The following is a 21412-nucleotide window of genomic DNA, read 5'->3' on the forward strand; positions in this document are numbered from 1 at the left end:
GCCTCCTCGATCGTGTGGAAATGGTTCCGCTAGCTTTGCCACTTGCCAGCAAACGAGGCAAGCTCAGTTGGAACATTTTCCGATCTCTACCCGATCGAGGGACTGTGGCCACCACCGCGAAGCAGCGCCGACTCGCCCGTCGACTCCGCCAACTGCGCACCCGGGCGGGCCGGACCGTCGAGGACGCGGCGGCCGAACTCGGCTGCAAGCACCCCAAGATCAGCAAGATCGAGACCAGCCTGGCCGGCGTGAAGCCCGAGGAGGTCCGCCTCCTCTGCCGGCTCTACGGCGCGGGCGACCACACCACCGAGAGCATGGTCGCCTTGGCGCGCAACGCGAAGACGCGCGGCTGGTACCTCGGCTACCACGGGGTCGCGAACCCGGAGAACATCGACTTCGCCGAACTGGAGACCGACGCGGTCAGCGTCGGGAACTTCGAGATCGACCTCGTGCCCGGCTTGTTGCAGACGCAGGACTACAGCCGGGCGGTATTCCGCACCGGCCTCCCCCGGATCAGCGACGACGACGTCGAACACCGCGCCGAACTGCGCGCCACCCGGCAGCAGCGGGTGTCGAACGGCGCCCTCTCGGTGTGGGCGATCGTCACCGAGGCGACCCTGGTCCGCGCGGTGGGCGGCCGGGACGTGCACTCGGCCCAGCTCGCGCGGCTGGTCGAACTGGCCGCCCTGCCGAACGTGCAGTTCCAGGTCGTCCCCACCCGCGCGGGCGAGCACGTGTCGATGGGCGTGCCGTTCTCGTGCTTCACGTTCGACGACGGGTCCGGCGCGGTCGCCGTCGACCACCTCACCGGAACCCTCTTCTTGGAGGAGGACGTCGACGTCGAGCGGTATAGGCTGGCCTTCCAGCACCTGTGCGGCACCGCGTTGAGCCCGCAGGACTCGCTCGCGTTGCTGCGCCAGTACATCGAGGAGGGCCACAGCTCATGGAAGCCTCGGAGCTGACCTGGCGGAAGTCCAGCCGCAGCGGAGCCAACTCGAACTGCGTCGAGGCCGCCCGCGTGCGCGACGCGGTCCGCTTGCGGGACAGCAAGAACCCGGCCGCCGGGACGCTCGAAGTCCCCCTGCGCTCCTGGTCCGCGTTCCTACGAGGGGCGGACCGGGCGGTCGGGTGACCTGAGGACGCTCCACGACACCTGCCGCGAACCGGTCACGGCGCACACGCGACGCAGGAACCGCTGGCGCTCGCTCTCGTCGCGACGCGCGGTCACACCTGTCGAGGACTCGGGCATGCGGGCAAGAATCCCGCACCGGTTCAACGCAAAACCAGTGGGGTGGGGAGGTAACACCCCAACGGCGCAACCCGGCCCCCCGCGTGATCACGCACCGCGTCCGCTGCGATGATGCCGGCCATGAGCTTCACGGCTGTGTGGCCGATCTCCGTCCCGGGCGACCCCGACGCCGCCGACGAACTGACCGTCAGCGCCCAGGAGGACGTCGACACCCTGCTGTCCCGCCTGGCCGAACCCGGCGCGGGTCCGGCCGTGATCGAGCACCTCGACCGCGACCTGATCACCGACACCGAGGGCCTGCTGGGCGCTCCGGGCGCGATGAAGATCCCGGACCACGACGTGGCGGCGGCGGTGCACGGCGGGTTCGGCTACCTGACGTACGCGGACCCGGAGCACGACTACGCGGTGTTGCGGGGCGAGGCGGACTCCCCCGAGTTCCGCTCGGAGTACGTGGACTACCCGGCGGGCACGGGCGTGCCGGTGGAGGTCCTGGCGGCCGCCCTGAAGGACTTCCTGGACACGGCCACGCGCCCGTCCGGCGTGGAGTGGCGGGAGGCTTAGGCGCCCCGGCCCGGGTCGGCAAGCGCTTGCGCGTCACCAGCGACGCCGCGAGCACGCCTTCCGGAGTCGGCGCGCGGGGAGGCTCACGGGTTCGCGCGGTACGCGTCCAGGTACGGGCGGAGCAGCCGGTCCAGGAGTGCCAGCGCGGGCGCCCGGCCGCCCCCGTCGATGTCCTGGGACGCGCGGAGCACGGCCGCGTTGACCAGTTCGGCCATCCGCTCCGGCTCGGGCTCGCCGAGCAGGCGCAGGGAGTCGACGAGCGGCTCCTGGAGCCGGGCGTGCAGGTGCGCGCTGTGCTCGCGCAGCACCGCGGGGTCCACCACGGTCCGCAGGGCCCGCGCGACGGCCTGGTCCGGGCCCGCGAACAGCTCGACGTTGGCCTCCACGTACGCCCAGACGCGGTCCGCCGGGCCGGTCGCCGCCGCGACGTGGTCGAGCACCCGGGAGGCCCACGTCGGGAAGACGTCCGAGACCACGGCCTCCAGCAGGTCGTCCGCCGAGGGGAAGTACTGGTAGATGCTGGACCTCGCGAGACCGACGCGCGCCGCCGCGTCCGCCAGCGACGGCGCCGCGCCCGTCTCGGCGAGCAACGCGCGCGCCGCGTCCAGGATGGCCCGCCGCTGCCGTGCGCGGTGCTCTGCGACGGTGGGCGCCTGGATGCGGGGCACGTTCTCCTCCTGGTCGGTGACGCCGTCCACTACACCGCGGTGCGCTCCCCCGCCGTCAGCCTGCCGTCGACCATCTCGAACACCCGGTCGCAGTGGCGCAGCACGTCGTGGTCGTGCGTGACCACGACTGTAGCCATCCCGTGGGCGCGGGTCTCGCCGACCAGCAGTTCGAGCACCTCGTTGCTGCGCCGGCGGTCCAGCGCGGCGGTCGGCTCGTCGACCAGCAGGACGCTGGGGCGGGTGACGAGCGCGCGGGCGATGCCGACGCGCTGCCGCTCGCCGCCGGAGAGCTGGTGCGGCCTGCGGTCCGCCTTGTGCCCCATGCCCACCTCGGCGAGCAGTTCCCGCGGGTCGCGCGGGTTCGGCACCCGGCCGAACGTCAGCGGCAGCCGGACCTGGTCGGCCGCGGTCAGCGCCGGGATGAGGTTGTTGCTCTGGAACACGTAGCCGATCCGCTCGCGCCGCACGCGCGCCCGGTCCCGCTCGCGCCCGGCGAGGTCGATCCCGCCGACGAGCACCCGGCCGGAGTCGGGGACGGTGAGACCTCCCGCCACCGCGAGCAGGCTCGACTTGCCGGCACCCGAGGGGCCCACCACGGCGATGACCTCGCCCTGCCCGACGTGCAGGCTCACGTCGTCCAGCGCGGAGGTGACCTCCTCCCCGTCGCCGTAGCGGAGGGTGACCTCTTCCAGGAGCAGTCCGGTGCTCATCGGTTGCCTCCGAGGGCGGTGAGGGGGTCGACCTTGGTGATGCGCAGCACCGCGACGCACGCGCCGACCATGCCGAGGGCGATCAGCAGCAGCGACGCGAGGGCCACCGGGCCGGGGCTCAGCGCGAACGGCATCGGCGTCGTGGCGAGGGCGGCGCCCGCGGCGACCCCGAGGCCGACCCCGAGGCCCGTGGAGACCAGCAGCAGCACCAGGGACTGGGCCAGGCTGTCGCGCAGCACGTACCAGGTGCTCGCGCCCATCGCGCGCAGCACGGCGATCTCCGGTTTGCGGTGGATGGTCAGCACCGTGAAGAAGGCGCCCACCACCAGCGCGGAGATGGCGTAGAGGAAGACCTGGATCATCCGGAGGGTCGCCGTCTCCGCGGTGTAGCCGGGGGACGCGCCGAAGGACTCGCCCAGCGTCAGCGACGTCGTCCCGGCGGCGGCGTCGGCCGCGCCGAGGTCCGCCCCGTCGGACCGCACCGCCACCGCCGTGACCTCGTCGTAGGTGCCGGCGGGCGCCTGGTCGCCCGGTCCGATGCCGAGCCGGACCTCCTGCCACGTGCGCAGCGGCACATAGCCGATGTCGACGTGGCCGAAGGTGTGCTGGCCGTCCAGCACGCCCACGACCGTCAGCTCGGTGCCGATCCGGTCGAGCGTGACGACGTCGCCGAGCCGCACGCCCGCGTCCACCGCCGTCGCGCTCACCACGACCTCGCCGGGGTTCGAGCCCAGCCGCTCGCCCGACGCCGGGGCGGGGTCGACGAACGAGCCGGGCTCGACCCCGAACAGCGCCAGGTCGATCTCCACACCTCCGCCGGTCCTCGCGTTGACCAGCGTGTTGCCGAACGGCGCCGCCTCGGCGACGCCGGGGCGGCCCGCCCACTCGTCCACGGCGTCGAGGTCCACGACGCTGCGCGAGAACGCGGCGTCGGTCGCCACGCTCCGCTCGAACGCGAACGAGGTGACCGGCAGCTTCTTCAGCCCGGACACACCGTCGTTCACCAGCCCTTCCGACAGGCCGGACAGCAACACCATGAGGATCGCCGTCAACGCGACGACCGAGCCCATCAGCGCGAACCGGCTTCGCGCGAAGACCACTTCGCGAATCGTCAGGAACACGGGCGACACCGCCCACAACTTACCGACATCATGTCGACAACCTTACCGACAAGCTGTCGGCACGTGGTGGGTGCGCCCTGCGAGGTCGCGAACGCCGGCCCCTAGGGCACCGCCTTCGTCGCCACGGCCACCGACAGGGCCTCCTGCCACGGCCGCAGCGGCGGCAACCCGGCCTCCTCCCACGACTTGCCGGAGAGCACCGAGTACGCCGGGCGCGGCGCCGGGCGCGGGAAGTCCTCCGTCGCGCACGGCCGCACCCGCTCCGGGTCCAGGCCCAGCTCGGCGAACACCGCGCGGGCGAACCCGCACCACGTCGTCTCGCCGCCGCCGGTCGCGTGCAGCACCCGGGCCGGCGAACCGCCCGCGGCCACCGAGCCCGCCAGCGCCACCAGACCGCGCGCGAGGTCCAACGACCACGTCGGCGACCCCACCTGGTCGTCGACCACGGTCAGCGTCTCGCGCTCACCCGCCAGGCGCGCCATCGTCTTCACGAAGTTCGGCCCGTGCGCGCCGTAGACCCACGCGGTGCGCACGACCCAGGACCGGTCCCACGCCTCCACCACGCGCCGCTCGCCGGCGAGCTTCGTGCGCCCGTACGCCGAGCGCGGCCCGGTCTCGTCGGACGGCTCGTAGGGCCGCGCGGCGTCGCCGGGGAACACGTAGTCCGTCGACACGTGCAGCAGCGGCACGTCGTGCGCGCGGCAGTGCTCGGCGAGCAGGCCGGGACCGGTGGCGTTGACGGCGAGCGCCCGCTCCTCGTCCGCCTCGGCCGCGTCGACCGCCGTGTAGGCGGCGCAGTTCACGACCACCGGCCGCAGGCCCGCGTCGCGCGCGTTCGCCGCGAACGCCGCGACCGCGTCCGACACGACGCGCGCGTCGGTGATGTCCAGCTCCACCGACGACGGGGCGTGCACGAGGCCGTCCACCGGGGCTGCCGCCACGACGTCCCGCCCGAGCTGCCCGCGCCCGCCCGGCACGAGGAGTGCGAGTGCCACGTCAGCCCGCCAGCGCCGAGCGCTGCTTCAGCGGCTCCCACCACGCCCGGTTGTCCCGGTACCACCGCACGGTGGCGGCCAGGCCCTCGGCGAAGTCGACCCGGGGCGCGTACCCCAGCTCGGTGCCGATCTTGGTGATGTCGACCGAGTAGCGGCGATCGTGGCCCTTGCGGTCGGCGACCGGCTCGACGAACGAGTCCCAGTCGCGGCCGGTGGCCTCCAGCAGCTTCCCGGTCAGCTCGCGGTTGGTCAGCTCGGTGCCGCCGCCGATGTTGTAGATCTCACCGGCGCGACCGCCCTCGACCACGAGCTGGATGCCCCGGCAGTGGTCGTCGACGTGCAGCCAGTCGCGCACGTTGAGGCCGTCGCCGTACAGCGGGACCTTCTTGCCGTCCACCAGGTTCGTGACGAACAGCGGGATGACCTTCTCCGGGAACTGGTACGGCCCGTAGTTGTTCGAGCACCGCGTGATGTTCACCGGCAGGCCGTGCGTGCGGTGGAACGAGCGGGCCAGCAGGTCCGAGGACGCCTTGGACGCCGAGTACGGCGAGTTGGGCTCCAGGAGGTGGTCCTCGGTCCACGAGCCCTCGTCGATCGTGCCGTAGACCTCATCGGTCGAGACGTGCACGAACTTGGCCACGCCGGCCTCCAGCGCGCCCTGGAGCAGCACCTGGGTGCCCAGCACGTTGGTCAGCACGAAGTCCGCCGAGCCGGAGATCGAACGGTCCACGTGGGACTCGGCGGCGAAGTGCACCACCACGTCCGTGCGGGCCATCACGTCCGCGACGACCTCGGGGTCGCAGATGTCGCCCCGCACGAAGGTCAGCCGCGGGTCGTCCGCGACCGGCGCCAGGTTGGCCTCGTTGCCCGCGTAGGTGAGCTTGTCCAGCACCACCACCTCCGCGTCGGCGTAGGCCGGGTAAGCGCCGCCCACCAATTCCCGCACGTAGTGCGAGCCGATGAAGCCGGCCCCACCCGTCACCAGTACGCGCATGCTCTGATCGCCCTTCCGCAGCGGTTCGTGCCATCGCAGTCTGTCAGTGGATAACCCGTGCAACCCACCCGGTTGTTACAGCGTCTCCCGTATAAGAAGAGTGTCCGGCGAGGTTCACCCGTCCGCGACTACCTTTGACCAGGCAGGTTGTGCACACGGGGGAGGCAGGCCAGTGGACCCGAGTCCGCACGGGAGAGCCGCCGGATCGACAGCGCTGCGTGCTCTTCTGGTCACCGCGCGTTCGTTCCTGGCCCTCCTCTCGGCGGCTGTGCTCGCCGTCACGTGGTACGGCTGGTACTACTTCAAGGACCTGGAGGACAACCTCACCACGACCGACGTCATCCCGAACTCGGTGACCGAGTCGCCCGACGGCGTGGCGCGCAAGCCGCTCGACGGCGCGGTCGACATCCTGCTCGTGGGCGTGGACAGCCGCACGGACGCGCAGGGCAACCCGCTGTCCGACGAGGTGCTGGCGCTCCTCAACGGCGGTGTGGCGGACGGCACGCTGAACACCGACACCATGATCCTGGTGCACGTCCCCCAGGACGGCACCCGTGCCGTCGCCGTCTCGTTCCCGCGCGACTCGTACGTCGAGATCGCCGACGGGTTCGGCAAGCACAAGCTCAACTCGGCGATGGCGCGGCAGAAGAACGACACCGCGCAGGAGTTGCGCGAACAAGGCGTGACCGACGAGGCGCGGATCGAGCGGGAGTCGACGCTCGCCGGGCGCAAGACGCTCATCAAGACCATCGAGGGGCTGACCGGCGGCGCCGTGACGATCGACCGGTACGCCGAGGTCAACCTGGCGAGCTTCTACGAGGTGACGCAGGCCATCGGCGGCGTCGAGGTGTGCGTGAACAAGGCCACGAGCGACTCCGACTCGGGCGCGGACTTCGCGGCGGGCCGGCAGACCATCGCCGGCCGGGAGGCGCTGGCGTTCGTGCGGCAGCGCGGCGGCCTGCCCGGCGGCGACCTCGACCGGATCGTGCGGCAGCAGGTGTTCATCGGGGCGCTGGCGAAGAAGGTGCTGTCCACCGGCACGCTGACCGACTTCGACCGGCTCAACCAGCTCGTGACGGCCGTGAAGAAGTCCGTGGTGCTGAGCGAGCGGTGGAACATCACCGAGTTCGCCGAGCAGATGCGGGGCCTGGTCTCGGGCAACATCCAGTTCCGCACCATTCCCGTCGGTGAGCCGACGGACACGTGGGACGCCGGCAACGTGCTGCCGGTCGACCCGGTGCAGGTGCGGCAGTTCATCAAGGGGCTGGCCGCGGACAGCTCCTCGTCCTCGTCCGCCTCCCCGTCCTCGTCCGCCCCTGTGACCACCACTACCCCGACCGGACCGGACGCGTCCGAGATCACCGTGCAGACCTACAACGCGGCGGGCGTGAGCGGGCTCGCCGGCACGGTGCTGGACCTGTTGGCCCGCAAGGGCTTCCAGCGCGGCGAGGCCCACACCGGGACGTACTCCGACACCACCACCGTCCGGTACGCCGAGGGCGAACGCGCCTCCGCCGAGGCGGTGGTCGCCGCGCTGGGCGGTAACGCCCAGGCCGTCGAGGACGACTCCGTGCCCGAGGGGCAGGTCCACGTCCACGTCGGGGCGGACTACTCCCCGCCCGACTCGTCCGACCCGGCGTCGGCCGACGAGACCCGCACCGCGGTCGCCCCGACGACCGGTCCCACCCCGCCGATCACCGCCGACGGTGTGGTCTGCGTCAACTGAACACCCCACCCAGGCGCTCACCGGCGTCCGACCGGCCGAAGGTGGTTAGCCTGATCGGACAGGTTCGGGGAGCGGAGGAACGCCGTGAAGGCCGCGGTGATCACCGGGCGCGTGCTGGTCGCACTGCTGTCCGCGGCCGTGTTGGCGGTGGCCGGGTACGGCTGGGCGACGGTGCAGCGCGTCCAGGAGAGCGTGAACAAGACGGACGTGCTGACGGTGCTGGAGGACGTGCCCAACGCCCCGCCCGTCGAGGACGGCGCGACCGACATCCTGCTCGTCGGCAGCGACAGCCGCACCGACGCCCAGGGGCGGCCGCTGCCGGACGACGTGCTGCGGCGGTTGCGCACCGAGGCGACCGACACGCTCAACACCGACACGATCATCGTGCTGCGGGTGCCGAAGCACGGCGGCAAGGCGCACGCCGTGTCGATCCCGCGCGACACGTACGTCACCATCCCCGGCCAGGGACAGGAGAAGATCAACTCCGCGTACGGCGTGACGAAGTTCTTCACGATGGAGCGCCTGGCCGCGTCGGGGGTGCCGCTGGAGGAGCGCTCGCGCGAGGGCGACCAGGCCGGCAGGCGGGCACTGGTGCAGGTCGTGCAGGAGCTGACCGGGGTGCGGGTCGACCACTACGCGGAGGTCAACCTCTACGGGTTCTACCTGCTGACGCAGGTCATCGGCGGGGTGGACGTGTGCCTGAAGGCGGCGACCTCGGACCCGGACTCGGGCGCGAACTTCCGGGCCGGCCCGCAGACCGTGTCCGGGGGTGACGCGCTGGCGTTCGTGCGGCAGCGGAAGGGCGTCCCCAACGGCGACCTCGGTCGCATCACCAGGCAGCAGGTGTTCATGTCGTCGGCGGTGTCGAAGCTGCTGTCGGCGGGGACGCTGACCGACCAGGCGAGGCTGTCGGGGTTGTTGGACGCGGTGAGCAAGTCGGTGGTCGTGGACGAGAACTTCGACCTCACCACCCTGGCCGCGCAGGCGCAGGGGCTGGCCGGCGGGAACGTGGAGTTCGCGACCATCCCGGTGACGGGCGTCGGGGTGGTGAACGAACAGGGCCAGAGCGTGGTCACCGTGGACCCCGCGCAGGTGAAGGCGTTCGTGGCGCAGGTGCTGGGCGAGAAGAAGACGACGGTGGTTCCGACCCCGTCGACCGCCCCCGGTTCGTCGGCCGTCCCTGATCCGTCGGCCGCCCCCGGTTCGCCGGTCGCCCCCGGTTCGTCGGCGGCGCCCACCCCGCCGGGGTTCGGCGGGGGTAGGTTGCTGGCCCTGGACGGCGGCGGTCGGGCTCTGGCGGCGGGGTTGCAGGGGCCGCCGTGCGTGGACTAGACAGCGGGGCGACCTGGGCTTTCCGGGTCGGGAAGTAGCTGGATCGGGTGAAGACAGCGGGCGGAATGTACGGAAACGACGTTACGGTTCTCGGTTGAGAGAATCGGACCCCCGAGACCACCCGGCCGTCCACCACGACCCCTCCGACCCACCACGACGCCCACCCCGCCGGTCCCACCACTGCCGGCTCCCGCAGGTGTCACCACCACCCGCCCCACCACCGCCCACCCTCCCCCGGCCGGTGCCGCCAACCCACCCGGCGGGTCGCCGCCGACCGGGCGCGCCGATCCCGCGGGCCGGGCGCGGCTCCGCGCGGGGATGGTGGTGGGACGTCACGGCCGGCGTGGCAAGGTTGTGCCATGACCGTCACGGATGCGCTGTTCGCCCCCTTGTTCGCCGCGAACCCCGGCCGTCCCCTGATCACCCACTACGACGACGCCGCGGGCACGCGCGTGGAGCTGTCCCGGGCGACCGTGCGCAACTGGGCGGCGAAGACGGCCAACTGGCTGCGCGACGAGCACGACGTGGAGCACGGCGACCCGGTCGCGGTGCTGCTGCCGGCGCACTGGCAGACGGCGGGCGTGCTGCTCGGGGCCTGGTGGTGCGGCGCGGCGGTGACGGACGACCCGACCGGCGCGAAGGTGGCGGTCGTGGCGCCGGGCGGGGTCGCCCCGGGCGCGGGGGTCGTGGCGGTGGCGTCGCTGCACCCGATGGGACTGGGCGGCGGCGCCCCGGTCGACTACAACGACGACGTGCGGGTGCACGGTGACGACTTCGCGCCGTGGGAACCGGTGCCGGGGGCGACGCCCGCGCTGCTGAAGTCCACTGTGGACGAGGTGGTGTCCGAGGCCCACCACCGGGCGGAGACGCTGGGCATCACGACGTCCTCGCGCGTGCTGTCCACCCTGGACTGGTCCATGCCGGACGGTTTGCTGAACGGCTTCCTCGCCGTGCTGGCGGGCGGCGGGTCGCTGGTCCAGTGCAGCAACGCCGCCCCGGACCTGCTCGCCACCCGCCGCATCGACGAGCAGACGACCCTGGACCTGGTCGGCTAGGCGGCCACGGCGGCGTGGCGCCGATCCTTCACCACGCGGTCGAGGGCGAGCGAGCCGGCGTTGAAGCCGAGCGCCAGCGCCGCCACGCCCAGCACGAGCACCAGTTCGTAGCCACCCTGCCCGAGCAGGCCGTTGGACAGGTGCACGATCACGAGCGCGCCGAGCATGTCCACCGCGAGCAGCACGCCGACGACGGGCGTGACGACGCCGAGGAGCAGCAGCGCGCCGCCGCCCAGTTCGACGACCGCGGCGAACCAGGCGGAGAGCGTCGGCAGCGGCACACCCATGCCCGCGAACGCGGTCGCCGTGCCGTCGAGCCCCCATTCGGCGACCTTCTGCCAGCCGTGGGCGATGAACACCACGCCGACGCCGATGCGGCCGATGAGCGCTGCCACGTCCTTGAGCATTGCGACTCCCCTTCGTCTTCGAACGACCCCCCGAAGGTATATGAATTTTCAACTACTCCCCCGCGTCGACAGGGTCCCGATACGGCCTTGACAGCGACCCGACAGGGCGCTTTGCTTAACCGACCGGTTAGATAACCGATTGGTTAGGTACAAGGATGGCGGACGACCCCCTCAGCCTCACCTTCGCCGCGCTGGCCGATCCGACGCGACGGGCCATCCTGGCCCGGCTCGCGGAGGGCGCGGCGACCGTGAAGGAGCTGTCCGAGCCGTTCGCGATGAGCGGTCCGGCGGTGTCGAAGCACCTGCGCGTGCTGGAGCGCGCAGGCCTGATCACGCGCGGCCGGGACGCGCAGTGGCGGCCGTGCGCCCTCGACGCGACGCCGTTGCGCGAGGTCAGCGAGTGGGCCGAGGCGTTCCGCCACTTCTGGGAGCCCAGCTACCGCCGCCTGGACGCCTACCTCCGACACATGAAGGAGACCGAGTGATGAGCACCACCGACACCGTGCCGTGGAGCCTGCCGTCCGACGTCGAGGTGGCGATGACGCGGACGTTCGACGCGCCCCGGCACCTGGTCTTCGACGCCTTCACCAAGCCCGAGCACGTCGTGCACTGGATGCTGGGCCCGGACGGCTGGACCATGCCGGTCTGCGAGATCGACCTCCGCCCCGGCGGCCGGTGGCACATGGTGTGGCACCGGCCGGACGGCAGCACGATGTCCATGGTCGGCCGGTACCTGGAGGTCACCCCGCACACGCGCACCGTGCAGACCGAGTCGTGGGGCCCGGAGTGGCCGGAGACGGTGAACACGACCGAGTTCACCGCCGACGGCGACCGCACGACCGTCGTGCAGACGATGAGGTTCCCGTCGAAGGAGGCCCGCGACCGCGCGAGCGGAACCGGCATGAGGGACGGGGCGACGACGAGCTACGAGCGCCTGGCCGCGTACCTCGCCGAACGGTCGTGACGCCGAACGGCCCGGAGGCGCGCGGTGGGCGCGCGTCCGGGCCGTCGGCCGGCGGAGCGGATCAGCCCTTGAGCAGGGCGCGGGACATCACGACGCGCTGGATCTGGTTCGTGCCCTCGTAGATCTGGGTGATCTTCGCGTCGCGCATCATGCGCTCCACCGGGAAGTCGCGGGTGTAGCCGGCGCCGCCGAACAGCTGCACGGCGTCGGTCGTCACCTCCATCGCGACGTCCGAGGCGAAGCACTTGGCCGCGGCGGTGATGAAGCCGATGTTCGGCTCTCCGCGCTCGGCCTTCGCGGCGGCCACGTAGACCATGTGGCGGGCGGCCTCGACCTTCATCGCCATGTCGGCCAGCATGAACTGCACGCCCTGGAAGTCGGCGATCGACGTGCCGAACTGCTTGCGGTCCTTGGTGTAGGCGATGGCCTGCTCCAGGGCGCCCTGCGCGATGCCGACGGCCTGCGCGCCGATGGTCGGGCGGGTGTGGTCGAGGGTGCGCAGGGCGGTCTTCAGGCCCGTGCCCGGCTCGCCGATGATCCGGTCCGCGGGGATGGTGCAGTTCTCGAAGTGGATCTCGCGGGTGGGCGAGCCCTTGATGCCGAGCTTGCGCTCCTTCGAGCCGACGACGAAGCCCGGGTCGTCCTTGTGCACGACGAACGCCGAGATGCCCTGCGACTTCTTCGGGGCGTCGGGGTCGGTCACGGCCATCACCGTGTACCAGGTGGACTCGCCGGCGTTGGTGATCCAGCACTTGGTGCCGTTGAGCACCCAGTGGTCGCCGTCGAGGCGGGCGCGGGTGCGCATGGACGCGGTGTCCGAGCCGGCCTCGCGCTCGGACAGCGCGTAGGACGCCATGGCCTCACCGGAGGCGATGGACGGCAGCACCTGCTGCTTGAGCGACTCCGACGCCGCCAGCAGGATCGGCATGGTGCCCAGCTTGTTCACCGCCGGGATCAGGGACGACGACGCGCACACGCGCGCCACCTCTTCGATCACGATGCAGGTGGCCACCGAGTCGGCGCCCTGGCCGTCGTAGGCCTCGGGCACGTGCACGGCGGCGAAACCGGACTTCACCAGCGCGTTCAACGCCTCGACCGGGAAGCGCTCCTGCTCGTCCACCTCCGCGGCGTGCGGCGCGATCTCCTTGTCGGCCAGTGACCGGACCGCCTCGCGCAGCGCCTCGTGCTCCTCGGCGAGCTGGTAGGTACCGAAGCTCGGGTCCACGTTAAGTTACCTCCCGGTAGGGCGTCCTACCAGGATGTTAGCGCGCGTTCACGCCACTGTCCGCTGTGCCGTCCGCAACAACACCCGCCCGGGCGCGCAGCGCCGCGTCCTTCTCCAGCACCAGGTCCGAGAGGGACGCCTGGAACTCGGCCATCCGCTCCCGCAGCACCGGGTCGGACGCGGCCAGGACGCGCACCGCCAGCAGGCCCGCGTTGCGCGCGCCCCCGACCGACACGGTGGCCACCGGCACGCCGGCGGGCATCTGCACGATCGACAGCAGCGAGTCCATCCCGTCGAGGTACTTCAGCGGCACCGGCACGCCGATCACCGGCAGCACGGTCGCCGAGGCCACCATGCCCGGCAGGTGCGCCGCGCCGCCCGCGCCCGCGATGATCACCCGGAGGCCGCGCGAGGCGGCGGACGCCGCGTAGTCCAGCATCCGCTGCGGCGTGCGGTGCGCCGAGTACACGCCGACCTCGTAGGTCACGCCGAACTCGGCCAGCGCCTCGGCCGCGGCCCCCATCACGGGCCAGTCCGAGTCGCTGCCCATGATCACGCCGACCTGCGTCACTGCTCTCCTCCGTGGATGTCGTACCCGTCGAGCCACACTCCGTCGGACAGCCAGTGCGCGGCGAGCCTCGCCCGTTCGCGCACCTCCTCCATCCGCTCGCCGAGGAGGGTGACGTGCCCGATCTTGCGGCCCGGCCGCTCCGCCTTGCCGTACAGGTGCACGTGGGCGTCGGGGAACCGGGCGAACAGGTGGTGCAGCCGTTCGTCGGGGCCCATGTCGGACGCGTCCGCCGCGCCCAGCACGTTCGCCATGACGACGGCGGGCGCGACGAGGTCCGTCGCGCCGAGCGGGTAGTCCAGGACGGCGCGCAGGTGCTGCTCGAACTGGGACGTGCGGGCGCCCTCGATGGTCCAGTGGCCCGAGTTGTGGGGGCGCATGGCCAGCTCGTTGACCACCAGGCCGTCGGCGGTGTCGAACAGCTCCACGGCGAGCAGGCCGACGACGCCCAACTCGTGGGCGATCCTCAGCGCCAGCTCCTGCGCCTCCTCGCCCGGGGCCTCCTCGCCGCCGGCGGCGGGCGCGGGCGCCAGGACCTCGACGCAGATGCCCTCCCGCTGCACGGTCTGCACCAGCGGCCACGCCGCGCCCTGCCCGAACGGCGAGCGCGCGACCAGGGCGGCCAGCTCGCGGCGCATGGGCACGCACTGCTCGACCATCAGCGGGGTGCCGACGTCGAGCAGCTCGGGCACGACCCGCTGGGCGCTCTGCGGGGTGTTCAGCATCCACACGCCGCGCCCGTCGTACCCGCCGCGCACGGCCTTGAGCACGCACGGCCACCCGTGCTCCGCGCCGAAGCGCAGCACGTCACCGGTGTCGGCGACCTCGGCGAACGGCGGCACGGGCAGGCCCAGCCCGGCCAGCTTCACGCGCATGACCAGCTTGTCCTGGGCGTGCACCAGGGCATCCGGGCCCGGCGAGACCTTCACGCCGTCCGCGACCAGCTCGCGCAGGTGCTCCTGGGGCACGTGCTCGTGGTCGAACGTGACCACGTCGCACGACTTGGCGAAGGCGCGCAGCGCGTCCAGGTCGGTGTGCCTGCCCAGCTCCACGTCGCGGGCGACGAGCGCGGCGGGGTCGGAGTCCGACTCGGCGAGCACCCGCAGCGACTGGCCCAGGGGGATCGCGGCCTGGTGCGTCATGCGCGCCAGCTGGCCGCCGCCGATCATGCCGACGACGGGGAGACGGGTTCGGGAGTCCACGGGTCGGTGAGTCTACCTGCACAAACACCGTGGTCCCGCACGCACCCCGGCACGGGCGGGACCTCGCCGTCAGACGCGGTGCGACCGGCGCACCCACACGAAGACCAGCACGAGCAGCGCCGCGGCCGGCACCGCGAAGACGGCGGACTCGACCCACTGGAACGCCGCCGCGCGGTCGCCCGGCTGGTAGTCCGCGTAGTGCTGCGCCACGCCGCTGTCGGTGACGCACTTGGTATACGCCGGGTCGACGTCCTGGCCGGTGGTGACGCAGTACCGGGGGAAGTCGACCTCGTCGCCCGCGGCGTCGGCGTACCCGCTGTCCACGACCCAGCTGTCGTCGTCGAGCATCCGCGAGTACAGCAGGCCGTCCGCCACGTAGGGCTCCAGCACGCGCTCCGGTTCCCGGTAGTGGGGTCGCCACCCGGCGGCGACGAAGAAGCGGGCGAAGGCGAACCCGACCAGCGCGAGCCCCATGGACACCACCGTGCGGCGGGTGAGCGCGCTCAGCGCGAGCCCCAGGGCGAAGGCGAACGCCGCGTAGGCCGCCTGCACCTGCGGTGCGGCCTCGAACACCTGGCTCTCGAACGGCCGGAACGGCGCGTAGTCGACGCTGGTCGCGTTCACGCTGTCCATGAGCACGACCAGCGACGAGCCGAGGCCGGCGGCCAGGGCGACGGCGAGCACGCCGAGCAGCACGACCTTGCCGGTCAGCCAGCGGACGGCGGTGACGTCCTGGCTCCACACGACGAGGTGTGTGCGCTGCTCGTACTCGCGGGCCAGCAGGGGCGCGGTCCAGAACCCGGCGACCACCGGTCCGAGCAGCAGCGGCGTGAGGGTCAGCACCTGCGCGAGGTCCGGGTAGTCGAACACGCCGAACAGCTCGTGCCGGCTGTGCCCGCTGGCGGTGATGTGCGCGGCCAGGGCCAGCGCGAGGCAGGCGGCGCCCGCGACGACGAGGGCGCAGGCGCCGATGCCGCCGCGGTGCTGTCGCCAGGTCAGCCAGGCCAGGTCCCGCCAGCCGACGGCGGACCGGGTGACCGGCGGCGCGGCGGCGGTCGTGCCGGCGGCGGTGGCGTCGGCGTCGGTCACGTCGGTGCCGGTCACGTCGGTGGTCACGCGCCGAACCCCCTCGGTCCCGGACCGGTCGGCGCGAGGCCCTTGCGGGTGGCCGCGAGCTGCGCGAGCACGTAGTCCTCCAACGTCACGGCCCGCTCGGTCCACTGCCCCGCCACGACCGGGCGCGGGTGTCCGTCGGGCAGCTTCACCAGGAACGTCGACTGCTTGCCGCGGTGGCGCGCCTCGACGACCTCGCCCAGGGCGGGCGGCACGTCCGAGCGCGGACCGGTGTAGGCGACGTGCCGCGCGAGCAGCTCGTCCAGGTCGCCGCCGGCCAGCAGCCGGCCGTGGGCGAGGAGCAGCAGGTAGTCGGCCACCCCGCCCAGCTCGGCCACGACGTGCGTGGACAGCAGCACGGTCATGCCGGTCTCGTCGACCTCGGTCAGCAGCTCGGCGGTGACCTCGCGGCGGGCCAGCGGGTCGAGGTTGGCCAACGGCTCGTCGAGCATCAGCACGGTCGGCCGCGAGCCGATGGCCAGCGCGAACGCCACCTGCGCCTGCTGGCCGCCGGACAGCTTGCCGCACGCCCGGTCCAGCGGGACCTCGAAGCGCTCCAGCCAGCGGCGGGCGCGCCCCTCGTCCCACACGACGTTGAGGCGCGCGCCGAGCTTCAGCACGTCGGCGGGGGTGAAGTGCCGGTACACCGGCTTCTCCTGCGACACGAACGCCACGCGGCCGACCGCGCCCGCCGACCCCTCGTCGGCGTCGAGGAGGCCCGCGAGGACCGTCATCAACGTGGTCTTGCCCGCGCCGTTGGCGCCGACCAGCGCGGCGACCCGGCCGGCGGGCAGGTCGAACGTGCAGTCGCGCAGCGCCCACGTGTCCCGGTAGCGCTTGCCCAGCGACCGCGCGCGCACCGCGAACGCGGTCGCACCGGTGCCGACGGTCTCGACGGCGGTGCTCACAGGACCGCCACCCCCTCTCCCCCGCGGTTCCGGTCGCCCTCGTCGGGGACGCCGAGGACCGAGCGCACGAGCGCGTCGACGTCCTCAGCGTCCAGCCCCGCCTCGCGGGCTTCGCGGACCCACTCGAACAGCCGCGCGCGCAGCGCGGACATCACCGCCGGGTCGGTCGACCCGAGTCCGGCCTTCACGAACGTCCCCGACCCCTGGCGGGCCTCCACCAGGCCCGACATCTCCAGCTCCCGGTACGCCTTCAACACGGTGTTGGCGTTGACCCCGCTCGTGCCGACGACGTCGCGCACGGTCGGCAGCCGGTCCCCGGGCCCCAGCAGGCCGAGCCTCAGCGCCTCGCGCACCTGCCGCACGAGTTGCAGGTACGCGGGGAGACCGCTGGACCGGTCGATGCGGAACTCCACCGCGTCCCCAAAGTGTTCTAGTCAACTAAGACACTGACACACCGTTCAGGAACACCTGGAGGTTGTCAAGACGCACGGCGGGGTGCCGGTCACGTCCCGCGCCCGTGACCGGTACGGCGTCCGCGCCGACCGGACGGGTCATTTCCCACCACCATGGTTGTTCCCGGCGCGCGGGGGTCCCGTCCGGCGCTTGTACTCGACGGTGCACGTGGACAACGACACCGAAGGAAGACCATGAAACTCGGACGACTCATCGCCGCCGTCGCCGTGGCCGGTTCGGCGCTGCTCATCGCGCCGACCTCCAACGCCGTCCAGCCCGACACCCGGCAGGACGAGTGGGTGCTGGAGAGCGTCACGCGGCCGGGCGACGTGTGGGACCAGACCAACTGGGCCTGGGACCCCCAGTACCCGATCATCCCCCACCCCCGCCACGGGGAGGACAACCAGACGTGGTTCATCTCCGACGACGGCACCATCAGGGACAAGATGCACGGGTGGTGCGCGACGGCGATCGACGGGAAGCTGGCGGGCCGGCCCTGCGACGGCTCCGAGGACCAGCGGTGGGTCGGCCGCTCCCACGACGGCTACCACTCCTGGCTGTTCGAGTCGGGGAGGACCGGGCACTGCGTGACGCACAACGGCGTCTACACGGAACTGGTCCTCGCGCCGTGCGACCGTGAGCGGTCCGACCAGCGCTGGATCATCCACCGGCGGTAGCCGGGAGCGCCTCGGCGCGAAGGGGCCGGGCCGCGCGGCCCGGCCCCTTCGCGCGTGCGGGGTCGGACGACCGGTTCGGCGTCCGTCGGGTTCAGCGTCCGACGGGTTCAGCGTCCGAGGGCGGTGACGAGCCGGGCCGCTTCGTCGTAGGTGCCCGGCAGCTGCTCCAGCCACACCTTCGCCGGGCCGGTGGGCGCGACGTGGGGGTCGACGGCCAACCTGTGCGCGGTGAGCAGGCGCAGGTTGACCACGGCTCTCGCCAGTCGCCCGTCGCGCCTGAGCAGCACGCACGCCGTGGACGGCCCGACCGAGGCCAGCGTCTCGCCCGCGTCGAAGACCTCCTTCAACGCGTCCGCCAGCAGCGTCATCGCCACCACCCGCGACCAGCCGGACACCCGGTTCAGGTCGATCGACACGAGCACCAGCACGTGGTCCTGCCGCCCCGCCACGCGCGCCTCCGCGTACACCTCGCGCAGCCGCGTCCGCAGGTAGGCGGAGGTCGCGAGGCCGGTGAGCGGGTTGTCCGCGGCGCAGCTGCCCGCCTGCTCGCTCACCACGTCACCCCAGCCCAGCGCGGTCGCGCGGAGCATGCGCGCCGGCACGGCGTCCACGTCGGGCGAGACGATCCCGGTGGACCCGGGCGGTTCGACGAGCACCGCGTGCAGCGCCGCGAGGTCCAGCAGCGTCTCGGCCAGGCCGGTCCCGGCCCGGGCCCGCGCACCGCCCAGCCGGTACAGCTCCTCGGCGGGGTCCTGCGGTCCGAGGACCGCGCGGCAGACGCGGTCGACCTCGTCCACCGGCCAGTCGGCCGGGAACACCCAGCCGGCGGCCATCGAGGCCGTGCGCCACCTCGACCGCAGCGCGCGCGACCTGTCAGCGCCGGAACGCCGTACCACCGCTTCCCGAACACCCACCCGGATGCCTCCTCGCCGTCGTCCGTCGACCACGAGACGTCGCCGGCGTTCGTCCATGACGGCAGAACCAGGACACAGTTGGGTAGTCGTGCGTGACGACGCCCGACCCGGTGCGTCAGACTGTCGCCGCGCGAGGAGGGAATCACAGGTGGCGGCAGTTCCTGCGGACGTCCACGGACCGAGTGACGCGGAGCTGATCGACTCCGTCCGAGGCGGGGCGATCGACGCCTACGGGCAGCTCTACGAACGGCACGTGGGGGCCGCGTACAACCTCGCCCGCCAGCTCGCCAGGTCCGCGGCGGAGGCGGACGACCTGGTGTCGGACGCGTTCGCGAAGGTGCTGGACACGCTGCGCGCGGGTCGCGGCCCGGACACGGCGTTCCGCGCCTACCTGCTCACCGCGCTGCGGCACACCGCCTACGACAAGACGCGCCGGGACAAGAAGGTCCAGCTGGCCGACGACGTGGCCGAGGTCGCGCCGGAAGCGACCAGCGTGCCGTTCACGGACACCGCCGTGGCCGGGCTGGAGCGGTCGATGGCGGCGAAGGCGTTCGCCCGGCTGCCCGAGCGCTGGCAGGCCGTGCTGTGGCACACCGAGGTCGAGGGTCAGTCGCCCGCCGAGGTCGCCCCGCTGCTGGGGCTGTCCGCGAACGGCGTGTCGGCGCTGGCCTACCGTGCCCGCGAGGGCCTCAAGCAGGCGTATTTGCAGGTGCACCTGGCCGAGACGCAGGCCGAGCGGTGCCACGCGACCGCCGACAGGCTCGGCGCGTGGACCCGCGGCGGGCTGTCGAAGCGGGAGACCACGCAGGTCGAGGCGCACCTGGACGAGTGCGGGAACTGCCGGGCGCTGGCCGCCGAACTGGCCGATGTCAACGGCGCGCTGCGCGGGATCATCGCGCCCCTGGTGCTGGGTGTCGGCACCACCGGGTACCTGGCGGCGGCCGGCGCGGGATCGGCGAAGGCCGCCACGGCCGCCGCTGCCGCCGCGACGGGTGCGGCGGCCGGGTCCGCGGGGTCGAGCGGCGGCGCGACCAACGCGCTCGGCTCCGTGCCCCGCCAGTTCCTCGGCGCGGCGGCCTCGGTGGCCGCGCTCGTCGTGGCCGTGGCGGTGGGCCTGGCGTCCGGCGGTGAGCAGCAGGGGTTGCCCGCCGCCCAGACCGCACCGGTCGAGACGTCCGCCACGCGGACCCCGCCGCAGGCGCCGCCGACCACGCAGGCACCGACCACGCAGGCACCGACCACCGAACCGGCGACCACCGACCCCGTTCCGACGACCACGGAACCCACGACCACCACCGAACCCGCTCCGACCGGCGAGCCGGCGCCCACGTCCGAACCGCAGGCGCCGCAGCCCGGACCACAGCCGGAACCCGAGCCGGAGCCGGAACCCACGCCGCCGAACCTGGTGCCGACCGTGCCCAGCGGCTTCGCGCTCACACCCGGCGCGGACCCGGTCGCCCTGCCCGTCGTCGTGCGCAACACCGGTGAGACGACCTCGCAGCCGGCGAGCGCGGCCCTGGTCCTGCCACCCGGCGTGCGGTCGGTGGGCGGTCCCGCCTCGTTCGCGGGCGGGCGGCTCGTGCGGTTCGACGGGCTGCCCGAGCAGACCGTGGACTGCCCGGCGGCCGTGGGCGCGGTCTCGTGCGCCACCCCGCAGGGCATCGCGCCGGGCGGCACGGCGACGTTCGTCTTCCGCCTCCAGGCCGACTGGGAGGCGATGACCGGCCGCATCACCGGCACGGTCACCGCGGGCACGTCGCTCAGCGTGGACGTCGAGGTCGACGTCGAGGTCACGCCGGTCGAGGACGCGCTGGACCTCGACGTGGACGTCACCCGGTGGCACCACGAGTACTGGAGCTCCCGGGTGGACGTGGAGGTCACCAACACCGGTGGCCGCCCCGGTCCCCTGACCCTCGCGGTGGAGTCCGGCGACGTCCACCTGATCACCCTGACCAGGGGGTGCGCCAAGTCCGACCGGCGGATCGTCTGCGAGGCGCCGCTGGACCGGGGCGAGTCGTTCCGCCTCTCGGTGTGGGCGCTCCGGACGTCGTGGCACCAGGAGCAGCCGTCGCGATCGACCGGCGAGTCGGACGAGCGGGGCCGGAAGGGCGGCGCGGTGACGATCACCGCGACCCTCGGCGCCGCGACCGCGAGCGAGACGGTCACCGTCTTCACCCGTCCGGGCGAACACCCGGGGCACCCGCCGACCGGCACCCCGACCCCGACCCCGACGACGGAGCCGAGCACGACCCGTCCGACGCCGCCGACGACGACCACGCCGCCGTCGACCACGACCCGGTCGACCACGCCGACGTCGCCGTCCGGGGAGCCGCCCCGCGTGACCGATCCGACGGCTCCCGCGACCGAGCCCCCACCCGCCACCGAGCCCCCGCCGGGGTCCCCGACGAGCCCCCCGAACGGGCCCACGCCGAGCGAGCCCACCCCCGCTGACCGGCTGGAACCGTGCGAACCGGTCATACCGCTGTGGCCACCGCTGCTGGGCGACCTGCTGCCCCTCCCGTGCCGCACCCCTTCGTGATCGACTCGTCACGGGGTCGGTAACCTGCCCC

23 protein-coding genes are annotated in these 21412 nt (G+C 72.9%); 10 read left to right on the top strand and 13 right to left on the bottom strand.

Annotated elements, in window-relative coordinates:
• The first annotated feature begins 104 nt into the window (after positions 1 to 104).
• The 3 genes from J2S66_RS24695 to J2S66_RS24705 all read left to right on the top strand — a co-directional run bounded on the left by J2S66_RS24695 (position 105) and on the right by J2S66_RS24705 (position 1810).
• Positions 105 to 962 carry a helix-turn-helix domain-containing protein gene (locus tag J2S66_RS24695; protein ID WP_310309668.1) on the top strand — a complete coding sequence of 286 codons (858 nt, stop codon included), beginning with the start codon at positions 105 to 107 and terminating at the stop codon, positions 960 to 962.
• Complete coding sequence (locus J2S66_RS24700) at positions 944 to 1132, top strand: DUF397 domain-containing protein (RefSeq protein ID WP_310309670.1); 189 nt, start codon at positions 944 to 946, stop codon at positions 1130 to 1132. Before J2S66_RS24695 ends, J2S66_RS24700 begins: the two co-directional genes overlap by 19 nt.
• A gap of 237 nt (positions 1133 to 1369) precedes the next feature.
• Positions 1370 to 1810, top strand: coding sequence for an Imm1 family immunity protein (locus J2S66_RS24705; protein WP_310309672.1), 441 nt, complete (start codon positions 1370 to 1372; stop codon positions 1808 to 1810).
• A gap of 83 nt (positions 1811 to 1893) precedes the next feature.
• On the opposite strand, the gene J2S66_RS24710 is transcribed toward J2S66_RS24705, so the two are convergent.
• The 5 genes from J2S66_RS24710 to rfbB form a co-directional block, all read right to left on the bottom strand.
• Positions 1894 to 2508, bottom strand: a complete 615-nt coding sequence (locus tag J2S66_RS24710) for a TetR/AcrR family transcriptional regulator (protein WP_310309673.1) — start codon at positions 2506 to 2508, stop codon at positions 1894 to 1896.
• Complete coding sequence (locus J2S66_RS24715) at positions 2508 to 3188, bottom strand: ABC transporter ATP-binding protein (protein ID WP_310309674.1); 681 nt, start codon at positions 3186 to 3188, stop codon at positions 2508 to 2510. Before J2S66_RS24715 ends, J2S66_RS24710 begins: the two co-directional genes overlap by 1 nt.
• On the bottom strand, positions 3185 to 4288 hold the full coding sequence (locus J2S66_RS24720) for an ABC transporter permease (protein WP_310309675.1): 1104 nt from the start codon (positions 4286 to 4288) through the stop codon (positions 3185 to 3187). Before J2S66_RS24720 ends, J2S66_RS24715 begins: the two co-directional genes overlap by 4 nt.
• 122 nt (positions 4289 to 4410) lie before the next feature.
• On the bottom strand, positions 4411 to 5304 hold the full coding sequence (gene rfbD / locus J2S66_RS24725) for a dTDP-4-dehydrorhamnose reductase (protein ID WP_310309676.1): 894 nt from the start codon (positions 5302 to 5304) through the stop codon (positions 4411 to 4413).
• Between the two features lies 1 nt (position 5305).
• Positions 5306 to 6298, bottom strand: a complete 993-nt coding sequence (rfbB, locus tag J2S66_RS24730) for a dTDP-glucose 4,6-dehydratase (protein ID WP_310309677.1) — start codon at positions 6296 to 6298, stop codon at positions 5306 to 5308.
• A 268-nt stretch (positions 6299 to 6566) separates the two neighbouring features.
• Here rfbB and J2S66_RS24735 point away from each other — a divergent pair, with 268 nt between their 5' ends.
• The 3 genes from J2S66_RS24735 to J2S66_RS24745 all read left to right on the top strand — a co-directional run bounded on the left by J2S66_RS24735 (position 6567) and on the right by J2S66_RS24745 (position 10411).
• Positions 6567 to 8024 (top strand): LCP family protein, encoded by a 1458-nt coding sequence (locus J2S66_RS24735; protein ID WP_310309679.1) that lies wholly within the window; start codon positions 6567 to 6569, stop codon positions 8022 to 8024.
• Positions 8025 to 8108: 84 nt separating this feature from the next.
• Entirely contained in the window at positions 8109 to 9356 is a 1248-nt protein-coding gene (locus tag J2S66_RS24740) for an LCP family protein (protein ID WP_310309681.1), read from the top strand.
• A gap of 359 nt (positions 9357 to 9715) precedes the next feature.
• On the top strand, positions 9716 to 10411 hold the full coding sequence (locus tag J2S66_RS24745; RefSeq protein WP_310309682.1) for a TIGR03089 family protein: 696 nt from the start codon (positions 9716 to 9718) through the stop codon (positions 10409 to 10411).
• On the opposite strand, the gene J2S66_RS24750 is transcribed toward J2S66_RS24745, so the two are convergent.
• On the bottom strand, positions 10408 to 10818 hold the full coding sequence (locus J2S66_RS24750) for a DoxX family protein (RefSeq protein WP_310309683.1): 411 nt from the start codon (positions 10816 to 10818) through the stop codon (positions 10408 to 10410). The two genes, J2S66_RS24745 and J2S66_RS24750, sit on opposite strands and share 4 nt — an antisense overlap.
• 155 nt (positions 10819 to 10973) lie before the next feature.
• On the opposite strand from J2S66_RS24750, the gene J2S66_RS24755 reads away from it, so the two are divergent.
• The gene (locus tag J2S66_RS24755) at positions 10974 to 11303 is read left to right on the top strand and encodes an ArsR/SmtB family transcription factor (protein WP_310309684.1); all 330 of its coding nucleotides are present in this window, start codon (positions 10974 to 10976) and stop codon (positions 11301 to 11303) included.
• Positions 11303 to 11782, top strand: coding sequence for an SRPBCC family protein (locus tag J2S66_RS24760; RefSeq protein ID WP_310309686.1), 480 nt, complete (start codon positions 11303 to 11305; stop codon positions 11780 to 11782). Before J2S66_RS24755 ends, J2S66_RS24760 begins: the two co-directional genes overlap by 1 nt.
• 61 nt (positions 11783 to 11843) lie before the next feature.
• Here J2S66_RS24760 and J2S66_RS24765 read toward each other — a convergent pair whose 3' ends face one another.
• From J2S66_RS24765 to J2S66_RS24790, 6 genes are all read right to left on the bottom strand, one after another.
• Positions 11844 to 13007, bottom strand: coding sequence for an acyl-CoA dehydrogenase (locus J2S66_RS24765; RefSeq protein ID WP_310309687.1), 1164 nt, complete (start codon positions 13005 to 13007; stop codon positions 11844 to 11846).
• 37 nt (positions 13008 to 13044) lie between these two features.
• Complete coding sequence (gene purE / locus J2S66_RS24770; RefSeq protein ID WP_306748569.1) at positions 13045 to 13578, bottom strand: 5-(carboxyamino)imidazole ribonucleotide mutase; 534 nt, start codon at positions 13576 to 13578, stop codon at positions 13045 to 13047.
• On the bottom strand, positions 13575 to 14777 hold the full coding sequence (locus J2S66_RS24775) for a 5-(carboxyamino)imidazole ribonucleotide synthase (protein WP_310309688.1): 1203 nt from the start codon (positions 14775 to 14777) through the stop codon (positions 13575 to 13577). Before J2S66_RS24775 ends, purE begins: the two co-directional genes overlap by 4 nt.
• Before the next feature lie 69 nt (positions 14778 to 14846).
• Entirely contained in the window at positions 14847 to 15893 is a 1047-nt protein-coding gene (locus J2S66_RS24780; protein ID WP_310309689.1) for an ABC-2 membrane transporter-related protein, read from the bottom strand.
• Complete coding sequence (locus J2S66_RS24785) at positions 15890 to 16798, bottom strand: ATP-binding cassette domain-containing protein (protein ID WP_310309690.1); 909 nt, start codon at positions 16796 to 16798, stop codon at positions 15890 to 15892. Before J2S66_RS24785 ends, J2S66_RS24780 begins: the two co-directional genes overlap by 4 nt.
• Complete coding sequence (locus J2S66_RS24790; protein ID WP_310309692.1) at positions 16795 to 17211, bottom strand: GntR family transcriptional regulator; 417 nt, start codon at positions 17209 to 17211, stop codon at positions 16795 to 16797. Before J2S66_RS24790 ends, J2S66_RS24785 begins: the two co-directional genes overlap by 4 nt.
• 234 nt (positions 17212 to 17445) lie before the next feature.
• On the opposite strand from J2S66_RS24790, the gene J2S66_RS24795 reads away from it, so the two are divergent.
• Positions 17446 to 17928, top strand: a complete 483-nt coding sequence (locus J2S66_RS24795; protein ID WP_310309693.1) for a ricin-type beta-trefoil lectin domain protein — start codon at positions 17446 to 17448, stop codon at positions 17926 to 17928.
• A 107-nt stretch (positions 17929 to 18035) separates the two neighbouring features.
• Here the strand turns inward: J2S66_RS24795 and J2S66_RS24800 are convergent, their stop codons facing one another.
• Entirely contained in the window at positions 18036 to 18761 is a 726-nt protein-coding gene (locus tag J2S66_RS24800) for a GGDEF domain-containing protein (protein WP_310309695.1), read from the bottom strand.
• 229 nt (positions 18762 to 18990) lie between these two features.
• Here J2S66_RS24800 and J2S66_RS24805 point away from each other — a divergent pair, with 229 nt between their 5' ends.
• A complete protein-coding gene (locus J2S66_RS24805) occupies positions 18991 to 21381 on the top strand; it encodes a sigma-70 family RNA polymerase sigma factor (protein WP_310309697.1) in 2391 nt (796 codons plus the stop codon).
• The last annotated feature ends 31 nt before the right edge of the window (positions 21382 to 21412 follow it).

It is taken from the genome of Saccharothrix longispora, from assembly GCF_031455225.1.
GTDB lineage: Bacteria > Actinomycetota > Actinomycetes > Mycobacteriales > Pseudonocardiaceae > Actinosynnema > Actinosynnema longispora.

Coding starts and splice junctions, on each gene's coding strand:
- J2S66_RS24760 (WP_310309686.1), top strand. CDS start 11,303: ATGAGCACCACCGACACCGTGCCGTGGAGCCTGCCGTCCGACGTCGAG.
- J2S66_RS24705 (WP_310309672.1), top strand. CDS start 1,370: ATGAGCTTCACGGCTGTGTGGCCGATCTCCGTCCCGGGCGACCCCGAC.
- J2S66_RS24745 (WP_310309682.1), top strand. CDS start 9,716: ATGACCGTCACGGATGCGCTGTTCGCCCCCTTGTTCGCCGCGAACCCC.
- rfbB (WP_310309677.1), bottom strand. CDS start 6,298: ATGCGCGTACTGGTGACGGGTGGGGCCGGCTTCATCGGCTCGCACTAC.
- J2S66_RS24750 (WP_310309683.1), bottom strand. CDS start 10,818: ATGCTCAAGGACGTGGCAGCGCTCATCGGCCGCATCGGCGTCGGCGTG.
- J2S66_RS24795 (WP_310309693.1), top strand. CDS start 17,446: ATGAAACTCGGACGACTCATCGCCGCCGTCGCCGTGGCCGGTTCGGCG.
- J2S66_RS24715 (WP_310309674.1), bottom strand. CDS start 3,188: ATGAGCACCGGACTGCTCCTGGAAGAGGTCACCCTCCGCTACGGCGAC.
- J2S66_RS24800 (WP_310309695.1), bottom strand. CDS start 18,761: ATGGCCGCCGGCTGGGTGTTCCCGGCCGACTGGCCGGTGGACGAGGTC.
- J2S66_RS24700 (WP_310309670.1), top strand. CDS start 944: ATGGAAGCCTCGGAGCTGACCTGGCGGAAGTCCAGCCGCAGCGGAGCC.
- J2S66_RS24755 (WP_310309684.1), top strand. CDS start 10,974: ATGGCGGACGACCCCCTCAGCCTCACCTTCGCCGCGCTGGCCGATCCG.